General features: G+C 31.2%; 8 protein-coding genes and 4 tRNA genes. 11 read left to right on the top strand and 1 reads right to left on the bottom strand.

The genetic code is table 11. From position 1 onward, the window contains the following. Positions 1 to 74 precede the first annotated feature (74 nt). The 4 genes from VLM92_RS05780 (at position 75) to VLM92_RS05765 (ending at position 418) form a co-directional block, all read left to right on the top strand. Positions 75 to 150 (top strand) — tRNA-Gln (locus tag VLM92_RS05780). A gap of 9 nt (positions 151 to 159) precedes the next feature. Then, a tRNA-Lys gene (locus VLM92_RS05775) sits at positions 160 to 235 on the top strand. A gap of 9 nt (positions 236 to 244) precedes the next feature. After that, positions 245 to 333: transfer RNA gene (locus VLM92_RS05770), tRNA-Ser, on the top strand. A 9-nt stretch (positions 334 to 342) separates the two neighbouring features. After that, positions 343 to 418 (top strand) — tRNA-Lys (locus VLM92_RS05765). Between the two features lie 120 nt (positions 419 to 538). On the opposite strand, the gene VLM92_RS05760 is transcribed toward VLM92_RS05765, so the two are convergent. Further along, positions 539 to 751: a hypothetical protein gene (locus VLM92_RS05760; protein WP_325275399.1), complete on the bottom strand. Its 213-nt coding sequence runs from the start codon at positions 749 to 751 to the stop codon at positions 539 to 541. Positions 752 to 1,051: 300 nt separating this feature from the next. On the opposite strand from VLM92_RS05760, the gene VLM92_RS05755 reads away from it, so the two are divergent. The 7 genes from VLM92_RS05755 to VLM92_RS05725 all read left to right on the top strand — a co-directional run. Then, positions 1,052 to 1,312 carry a hypothetical protein gene (locus tag VLM92_RS05755; protein WP_325275398.1) on the top strand — a complete coding sequence of 87 codons (261 nt, stop codon included), beginning with the start codon at positions 1,052 to 1,054 and terminating at the stop codon, positions 1,310 to 1,312. 29 nt (positions 1,313 to 1,341) lie between these two features. After that, positions 1,342 to 1,998, top strand: a complete 657-nt coding sequence (locus tag VLM92_RS05750) for a hypothetical protein (RefSeq protein ID WP_325275397.1) — start codon at positions 1,342 to 1,344, stop codon at positions 1,996 to 1,998. 159 nt (positions 1,999 to 2,157) lie between these two features. Beyond that, on the top strand, positions 2,158 to 3,624 hold the full coding sequence (locus VLM92_RS05745) for a SulP family inorganic anion transporter (protein ID WP_325275396.1): 1,467 nt from the start codon (positions 2,158 to 2,160) through the stop codon (positions 3,622 to 3,624). Between the two features lie 129 nt (positions 3,625 to 3,753). Beyond that, the gene (locus VLM92_RS05740; protein WP_325275395.1) at positions 3,754 to 4,425 is read left to right on the top strand and encodes a carboxypeptidase-like regulatory domain-containing protein; all 672 of its coding nucleotides are present in this window, start codon (positions 3,754 to 3,756) and stop codon (positions 4,423 to 4,425) included. Between the two features lie 155 nt (positions 4,426 to 4,580). Further along, complete coding sequence (locus VLM92_RS05735) at positions 4,581 to 5,102, top strand: DUF3794 domain-containing protein (RefSeq protein WP_325275394.1); 522 nt, start codon at positions 4,581 to 4,583, stop codon at positions 5,100 to 5,102. A gap of 15 nt (positions 5,103 to 5,117) precedes the next feature. Then, positions 5,118 to 5,633 carry an SPOCS domain-containing protein gene (locus tag VLM92_RS05730; RefSeq protein WP_325275393.1) on the top strand — a complete coding sequence of 172 codons (516 nt, stop codon included), beginning with the start codon at positions 5,118 to 5,120 and terminating at the stop codon, positions 5,631 to 5,633. A gap of 24 nt (positions 5,634 to 5,657) precedes the next feature. Continuing rightward, the coding region (locus tag VLM92_RS05725; RefSeq protein WP_325275392.1) for a DUF7507 domain-containing protein at positions 5,658 to 10,330 on the top strand (4,673 nt) is incomplete at its 3' end.

The raw sequence follows: 10,330 nt of genomic DNA, 5'->3' as shown, positions 1-10,330 counted from the left end.
CAGCTGGATAGAGCAACGCCCTTCTAAGGCGTGTGTCCGGGGTTCGAATCCCTGTGCGCTCACCACTTATATATTGGGGATTAGCCAAGTCGGTAAGGCACATGACTTTGACTCATGCATGCGTAGGTTCGAGTCCTGCATCCCCAGCCATATAAATATGACTCATTAGCTCAGTCGGTAGAGCACTTGACTTTTAATCAAGGTGTCCGGAGTTCGAATCTCCGATGGGTCACCACTAAAATTTGGAGAGGTGTCCGAGTGGTTTAAGGAGCTGGTCTTGAAAACCAGTGATGCTTAACGGCACCGTGGGTTCGAATCCCACCCTCTCCGCCAAATAAATATGATCCATTAGCTCAGTCGGTAGAGCACCTGACTTTTAATCAGGGTGTCCCGCGTTCGAGTCGCGGATGGATCACCAGTTAAACTCTTAGAATATCTAAGAGTTTTTTAATGCAGAGAATTAATAAAATATGTAAACTCCTCATAAATATATATTTATTTATGAGGAGTTCATTTAATAAATACTAACTTTAATAAACTATTTGTGACAGCAGCAACAGCAACAGCAACAACAGCAACAACAGCAACAACAATGTTCTTTATCGGGATGATGATGTTGCTCACATGGATCATGATGATTACTACAATGATTATTGGAATTAGAAGGAACTACACTGTCATCATTGTTAGAATTTATAGGATTATTATAGTTTTTATTAGGAAAATATCTTCTACAATTAGAATCAGACATGAAATTAAGCCTCCTTCATTGTAAATTTTAGAACACTTTGTTATTTTGTGTTCTTAATATATAATATGAAAACGTAAATAAAAGTTGACAAAAAAGTACATTTTTAAAATTATAAACAATAATATCGAAGAAATGTGTCAAAATATAAATATATTTGCAAAGATATATTGCTCATTTAATAATAGAATCAAAGAATTATGAAAAATAAAGGAATCATGATTATATATGAAAAAATAGTTGACAATATTAATAAATTAATAATAAACTATATTTTAGTAATTATAGGAAAGAAGGTACTATATGGAACAATTGTATAAATTTATTGAAGAAAAAATAGCAGTAGCAGGTTACAAGGGTGTTGTAAGTGGTCAAGAAATATATGATGAGATATGTGATGAGATAGAAGAAAAAGAAAATGGAAGTTATATCTTCATGTCAAAGAAAGAGGATGATGTTTTCTTTGAATATCAAATTGATGTAATGGATGATAATTTTAACTTATCGTATATTGACATTAATACACCACAAGGTAAAATTCATGTAGATTTTGATGAAAAGTAAAATTTTATATATAATTAGGGGATTTTAATATGAACAAAAGTAGCGTAATATTATTCATAAAGAAAATGATATTTTTCTTCATTGGGGTATGGATAATTCAAACAGGGGTGGCTATATTTATTCAAACTAACATTGGATCAGATCCATTTACAGTATTCACTCAAGGAATATCTGGTTTACTAGGAATTACTACAGGTACAGCAAATATTGTTATAACATTTGTATTCTTAGTTGCTATATTTATATTGTCTAGGAAATCGATAAACATAGGAACTGTACTTGCATTAATCTCAGCTGGTCCATTTATAGATTTAATGTTAAATGTTTTAAAGCCAATTGAGTTTAGCAGTTTTAATATAATGGTTAAGGTATTATTATTATTGATAAGTTGTGTAATAGTTGCGATAGGATTTTCAATGTTAAAAGCAACAGATTTAGGTGTGGCACCAAATGATTTAATTCCGCTTATAATACATGATAAAACTAAAATTAAGTATCAGTGGATTCGTATTTCTATGGACTTAATATTTGTTACAGTTGGTTTTACTCTTGGAGGCGTTATAGGTATAGGAACGATAATAGGAGCTTTTTTAACAGGTCCAGTAATACAATTTTTCATGCCTAAGTTAGATAAAATAGTTAAAGCTATAATTTATAATGAACCTAGTAGTAGCGTAGTGTCTTAAGAATAATATAATAAGTAAAAAACATCTGTTTTTAAATAAATAGGTGTTTTTTTATTTTAATACAAGTATATCAAATTGACAAATTAATATAAATTGTATACAATATAATCTAATACTAAAAATTATCGGAAAATAAATTAAAAAGAAAGAAGGAATGAGATGAAAAAAAATAAATTAGAATGGTTTGGAAATGTTAGAGGAGATTTATTAGCAGGTATAGTTGTTGCTATAGCATTAATACCAGAGGCTATAGGGTTTTCTATAATAGCTGGTGTAAATCCTATGATGGGTCTTTATGCATCGTTTTGTATAGCGATAGTTACATCTATATTTGGAGGAAGACCTGGAATGATTTCAGCAGCAACAGGCGCTATGGCACTTGTATTAACAGGGTTGGTAAAAAACCACGGGATAGAGTATATGTTAGCGGCAACTATACTTACAGGATTAATTCAAATGATTTTAGGATATTTAAAAATAGGTAATTTATTGAAGTTTATACCTAGACCGGTTATGCTAGGATTTGTAAATGCATTAGCAATATTAATTTTTAAGGCTCAATTACCATATTTTGATGGAGAGCCTGTGATTATGTATGGGCTAGTAGCACTAGGAATATTTATAATTTATTTATTCCCTAAAATAAATAAAACGATACCATCACCATTAATAGCAATAGTAGTAATTACATTATTAGTGACTATATTTGGTATAGATGTTTCAAGAATAGGTGATATGGGTAACATCACAAATGAATTACCTAAGTTTATTATACCTAATGTACCTATTAGTATAGAAACATTAAAAATAATATTACCATATGCTATATCTCTTTCTTTAGTTGGGCTTGTAGAATCACTATTGACAGCTCAATTATTAGATGAGTTAACAGACACTCCTAGTGATAAGAACATAGAGTGTAAAGGACAAGGAATAGCTAATATAATATCAGGTTTATTTGGTGGAATGGCTGGATGTGCTATGATAGGACAATCAGTTATAAATATAAATTCAGGAGGTAGAGGTCGTCTATCAACTCTTACTTCAGGAATAGTTCTTATGATATTAATTTTAGTATTAAATACATTTGTAGTACAAATACCAATTGCTGCATTGGTAGCGGTTATGATTGTAGTTTCTATAAGTACATTTAACTGGGAATCTCTTAAACGCCTAAATAAAGTTCCTAAGGCTGATGCTTTTGTTATGTGTGCTACTGTATTTGTAGTTTTATTAACTCACAATTTAGCTTATGGGGTGGTTGTAGGAATACTATTAAGTGCTATATCATTTGCAGCTAAAATATCTGAAATTAGCATTAAGAAGTATGAAGATAAAGGTAATGTTAAATACGTAGTTAAAGGTCAATTATTCTTTGCATCTACTTTGAAGTTTATAAATAGTTTTGATTATACACAAGATGTTGAATGTGTAGATATAGACCTTTCAAAAGTGAAGATATGGGATGAATCAGCAGTTGATGCAATAGATAAAGTAGTTATAAAGTTTTATAAAAATGGAATTGAAACCAATTTATTTGGAATGAGTGAACCATGTTTAGAATTAATAGATAAAATGGCTATTCATAATAAACCAGGTGGTTTAGAAATGGTTAGTGGTCATTAAAATATAATAATATTAAAAGGTGTAATGAGATTTATTTACTTGTTACACCTTTTTTATATTGAGTTATTTTTCCTTTTTAGAATGAATAAACTTTAGGGTATATAGATATTTTATTTTAGGGAGGTACATATGGGGTATAAGTTAACAAAATTTAGCATAGTTCCTTGTGAAAATGAGCAAATAGATGCTGTTATAAAAGTTTGTGAGGAAGATAGAAGTGTATTTTATGGAGTTGTATTAGATGAATGCAATGAACCAGTAGAAGATGCAGTAGTAAAATTATTAGAAGTAAATGCAGAAGGATGCTTAGAACCTAAATATCATACTTTTACTGATGAAGATGGACAATTTTTATTTGGACCTCTTAATCCTGGAGTTGAATATGTAATAAAGGTATGGATAAAACATGAGAAAAGTAGAATGATGATAATACACGATGATTGCAAATGTGATGATGCACATCATGGATATGATGATGATTGCAAATGTAATGATACTCACCATGGATATGATTATGATTATAAATGTGATGATACTCACCATGGACACGATGATGATTGTAAATGTGATGATACTCACCATCACGTTAAACACAGTTATACATGTAATAATGAACACAATAACGAATATAAAGATGAGTGTTCTGACTCATGGCATATAAAAGATAGTTATAATTCATCATATCCAAATATAACTCATAAAGTAACTAAGCAATATGGTAAAGGGCGTAAAAATTATCGTAGTAAAAAGATATTACATAATCAAGGTAATGAGGTTGAATCAATTAAAGATGAAGATTAAGCATAAAAAAGCTGGTAACAAGTTAATGTTTCCAGCTTTTTTATGTCCTTTTTTACATTTAAACTGGAACAAAATCCTCATTTATCAATATATTATATTATAATAAATAATCTTTTAAAAAATTATTTATTACGACACCTTAAGGGAGTGAGAATATGGCTAGTATAGCAAAAGGTTTAATAGAATATGAAGGAATAGCCGATTTTTTACCTGAATTCACAGAAAAATTTGCTCCTATAAAACAATTTAATGTAGCAGAAACCTTAGAACTACCTATTGAAAAGCCAGATATAGAACAATTAATAAAAGTTAAATCAGAATTAGTTATAACCTTTACAAAGGTTATAAAAACACCAAAAGCAAAATCATTTGAGGAACAAGAACTAACAGGATGGAAGGTAGTAGTAGAAGGTGAATTAAGACAAGTAATACAATATGTAGCAGATGAACCTACCCAAAGTGTACATGGAGCCCACTTTAATGTTCCAATAAGCACTTATATAGTATTACCACCTGATTTTGAAGAAGATAAATGTTTAACTGTAGAAGGATATATAGAAGATATATATGCAGCAGCTATGGAAGACTATTATATGGAAGATGGTGTAGTTCAAAAAAGAAGAAGAAAAATATTTAAGAATATAACTATATTATTAGTTGCTTATGTAGGTGATTAGAAAGGGGGGGAGTGTATGAATATAAATGACTTTAGAGGGGAAAAAATTCAAATAAAAACAAACGGAGTTTCAACACAGCTACCTGAAAATCCTATATATTTTAAACAAATGAATGTTGTTGAAATAGTAAAAATACCAAATCAAAAACCAGATATAGAGCAAGTAATAAGTGTAACAGTTGATCCAAAAATAACATCTATTCGTGTAATAGATACTGTTTGTGCAAAATCCTATGAAGGGCAACTTTTAAGTGGTAAAAAGTTAATCCTAGAACTTAAATTAGAGCAAAAGATAACTTATGTAGCAAAGTATGAAGATCAGCCAGTTCATGCAGCACACTATGAAGAAGTTATGAGAAGTGTTTTTGTAATAGTTCCAAAAGAAATAAATAAAGTACCAATAGAAAGACTTTTAAAAGCTAATAAATTAAAAGTAACTCCATATATAGAAGATATCTACGTAGAACAAAAAGATAAAAGAAGAGTTTTAAAGAATATAACATTATTAATAGATGTAACAACAACTTGTTGATATTAATAAGAAAGGAGGATAAATATGGCTTATGTACCAGTACCAGTAATATTTGATCCAACAACAACTTTAATTGTACCAATGGATTCAACTTATCAGAATAATGGTATGTATAAAGCATATGGATTAATCTTTAGATTGCTTTATGAAAATATAATACAAGCTAATAATCTTGCTTATGATCCCATTTATGTTTATTGGGCTATAGACCCTAATAAAACAGCTCTTACAACCATTGACTTTACAGCAACTACTAAGGGGTATAATACTCCTCTTGTATCTGGAGTTCATCAATATAGTGGAGGACCATTTATTATACAGTCAGACAATCTAGCTTATGTAAAAACACTTATAGATACTTGGAATGCTAACAATACTCCTGTAGTAACTATTCATGAACTTGTTAATCAAGCTACGATAAATACAATAGCAAAATTAATAAGACCACCACGAGTATCTGTTGAAGATAAAAATGCTGGAATCCCTATAGAATATTTAAATGCAGCAGGAATTCCTGATTATTATGTTTTAGCTGGAGCATATGGAACTGCACCAGAGTGGGATGATAATAATATAAGTGTATTAGAATCTGATGAGATTGATAATGGAGCTTTCTTTGGTAACACATATCAAACAACGTGTCAAAAGCTAGCTTATGATATATTTATATCACCTCATACAGGTGAAGGGGTTTGGATAGATATGCCGAACACCTTACCAAACTTAGATGAATTTATAAGACTTGGTGGAGTGCTACACTCAATGTGTGCTTCTATAGAAGCAATAGAAAACAATGCACTATTCTTAACCACTAGTGGTATTGATAATCCTAATAAGGGTCAAACCTTTTTCATAAATACATCAGAAGCGACAAATCCACTGCTTCAAGCTGTTCCTACAGATGATCCTCAAGATACACCTGGAGGAAGTGTGCAGACTTGGCAGCATAATTTAACCACATATAAATCACTCACTGATGTGCTAGCATATTTTATAGAGAATAATATACAATATGATTTAATGGTAGCAGGTCAATACCAAGGGAGTACAGTTTCTCCAGGCGCAAACGGTGCAGGAGTAATAGTATATGAAGGAGGACATTCATACGAAGTTAAGATACCTTACACTGATAACCAAGAAGATATGTATACCAAATTCGTATTAAACTCAGTATTTTTATCAGTTACAAAACCATTCATAGAATTGACAATAAATCCTATTGCTATAAATGCAGGTGTTCCGAACAACTTAACTTTTACAATTCAAAATATAGGTGGTGCTGAAGCTAAAAACGCTACTATATCAGTTACATTACTTCCTGGAATGGTTCCTAGCAATTTTAGTATAGCACCAACTAGTATTATAGGAGATACTTTAACTTGGAGCAACATAACTTTAGATGGTGGAGATAAAATAACATTTGATGTAAATGGATATAATCCAGTTACTCCAGGGGCATATGCAATAGACTTCACAGCAACTTATTCAGATGAAATTTTCGCGACTCCTCAAAGTCCTTATATACTGGATTCTTGTAGTACTTTAGCAATATTACCACAGGATTCACCAGTTTTATTAGTACAAAAGCAAGTTGATGGAAATAGTCAAACATTTATAGAACCAGGCGATAGCGTAGTATTCACTTATACTATTACAAATGTAGGAGATCGAGGAGCAAATACTATAATACTTTATGATGAAAATTTATTTGATCATTTTAACTTCGGATTAATTAATATAACTCCAGCACCACAATCAATTGACCCGGTCCTTAAAAGGATAATATTTAACCCTGGTTTAACAATACCAGCTGCTCCAGGGCCAACAAATCCACGTATAGTGACTGTTAATGCTACACACAATGGTGCTGTATCACCTGAAACAATTATAAATAAAGCTTATGTTACCTATATAAATGCATTTAATCCAGGAAATCCAATAACATCGCCAGAAAGTAACTCAGTTTCAACTTATATAGTATTACCAGATATTTTAGTTGAAAAAAGTGTTGATAAAACAAATGCAGCAATAGGTGATATATTAAAATATACAATAGATATAACAAATCTAGGAAACACAATAATAACACAAGTAGATCTTACTGATTTAATACCAATTGGAACAAGTTATGAGCCAGGTTCTCTCAATGTTACTACAAATATTTCTCCACTTACGTCTGTAACAGCTAACTATATACCTGGACCACCACCAAGAATAGAAGTTACGGTAATAGGAGAATTAGATCCAATACCACCAGACCCAGATACACCGGTAGATATAATAACTATAGAATTTGAGGTACAGGTAAACTCAATACCACCAAATCCTATTGAAAATACTGCAACAGTTGACTATATTTATAAAATAGGGTCACAAGAAACTGGAACTGAAAGTGAAGATAGTAATACTGTAGAAACGGATATAGCATCTTTACAAGTTGCCAAAACGGCCCCTGATTTTGTAGAACTAGGTAAAAACTTAATTTATACAATAAGTTTGACTAATAATGGGCTAGTGCCACTGACAAATGTACAAGTAATAGATACTATACCATCTGGAACAACTTATGTAAGTTCATCGGGAGCAACTTTTATAAGTCAAGTAGGTCAAGTAATAACACTTCAAGTAGCATCTATCAATCCAGCTCAAACAGTAACAGTTTATATAACAGTTTCAGTTGATACTTTGCCACCTGACCCATATGAAATAACAAACTTTGTATCTGCAATATTCACAGTTGATGGCGATGAAAAACCACCTGTCACAGACACAACAACAAGTGTTGTTGTAGAAGGAAATATAGATGTAGTAAAGGGAACTGTTGGAGATATATCAAATGCACAAGTAGGAGATACAGTAACATATGAAGTAGAGGTAACTAATACTGGAAATGTACCTGTAACACTTATTAACCTTAATGATATTATACAACCACCTGGATATACAGATTCAGATATAACTAATATGCCTTTGAATATAGTATTACAGCCGAATCAGTCAACAACAATAACTTATGATGTAACCATAACAGCTCTACCTCCAGGACAAAATCCTAAACTAGACGATACAGTTACAATTACTTTCACCTATCCAGTAGGTCAGCAAACAGTAACCGGTCAAGAACAAGATTCATACACAGTAAATATACAAACACCAGATATTTCAGTTGTAAAAAATGTTGATAAATTAAATGCAGCAATAGGAGATATATTAACTTATACAGTAGAGATAACAAATACAGGAACAGTAAATATAGATACTGTAACATTTACTGATTTAATACCAACTGGAACAAGTTATGTAGGGCCAATTAATGTAACTACAAATATAATTCCAGCACCTACTATATCAAAGCAATATATAGCTGTACCACCAGAAAGAGTAGAAGTTATAGTAAATGGCGTAATAAAACCATTAAATAAAATAACTATAACATTTAAAGTGATAGTAGATTCAATAGTATCAAATCCTATTACAAATCAAGGAACCGTTGATTTTATTTATAGGGTAGACCCTAATGAACCTCCTATAACTGAAACAAGAGATAGTAATATTGTAGAAACTGATGTGGCATCTTTAATAATAACTAAGAGTGCACCTCAATTTGTAGAACTAGGAGAAAATCTAATTTATACAATAAGTATAACTAACAATGGGCAAGTAAACCTAACAAATGTACAAATAAATGATACAATACCAAGTCAAACAAGCTTTGTAAATGCAACAGTAGTTGGAGCAAATAAAATATCACAACAAGTAATTGGAAAAAATGTAACAGTAGTAGTAAACCCTGTACCAATAGGTGCAACTGTAGATATTTTAATAGAAGTTAGCGTTGATACTCTACCACCTGCGCCATATGAAATAAAAAATAGTGCAACTGCTATTTATACAGTAGACGGTCAGCCAAAACCACCTGTTGAAAGTGAAGAAGCAACTACTATAGTTCAAGAAGGTAAGATAGATGTAAACAAGGGAACTTTGGGAGATATAACGTATGCAAAAGTAGGAGATACAGTAACATATGAAGTAGAGATAACTAATACTGGAAATGTACCTGTAACACTTACTAACCTTGATGATATTATACAACCATCTGGATATACAAATCCAGATATAACTAACATACCTTTAAATACAACATTACAGCCAAATGAATCAATAACGATAACCTATGATGTAGATATTACATTACTACCTCCAGATAAAAAGCTAGACAATACAGTTACAGTAGACTTTAATTATTTAATAGGTCAAGAAATAAAAACAGGGCAAGCAGAGGATACATTCACATTAAATGTAGAAGAGATAAAAGTTAGTTTAACAAAAGCAGTTAATAAATTATTTGCAGAGCCTGGAGAGGAATTGACATACACATTCACAATAAAAAATGAGAGTAGTGTTGCTATAACAAATGTATATTTATATGATCCACTACCTCCAAATACAACATTTGTTTTAGGTTCATTTTCACTTAACCCTACTCAAAATCCTACTATATTCCCTGGAGCATTTGTAGGAACTATTCCTAAGAACAGTCAAGTTGTAGCTAGTTTTAAGGTTAAAGTGGATCCTAGTCTAACAAGTGCAGTTAATATACCTGATTCAGGTTCAGTAACTTATAACTTCAAACTAGATACAAACGAACCAGGACCAGTTCAACCATCAGGACCAGTAGATAGTAATGAGGTAAATAC

The sequence above is a fragment of the Romboutsia sp. genome (assembly GCF_035470145.1).
Taxonomy (GTDB): Bacteria; Bacillota; Clostridia; order Peptostreptococcales; family Peptostreptococcaceae; genus Romboutsia_D.
This window is presented reverse-complemented; position numbering and strand designations above follow the sequence as displayed.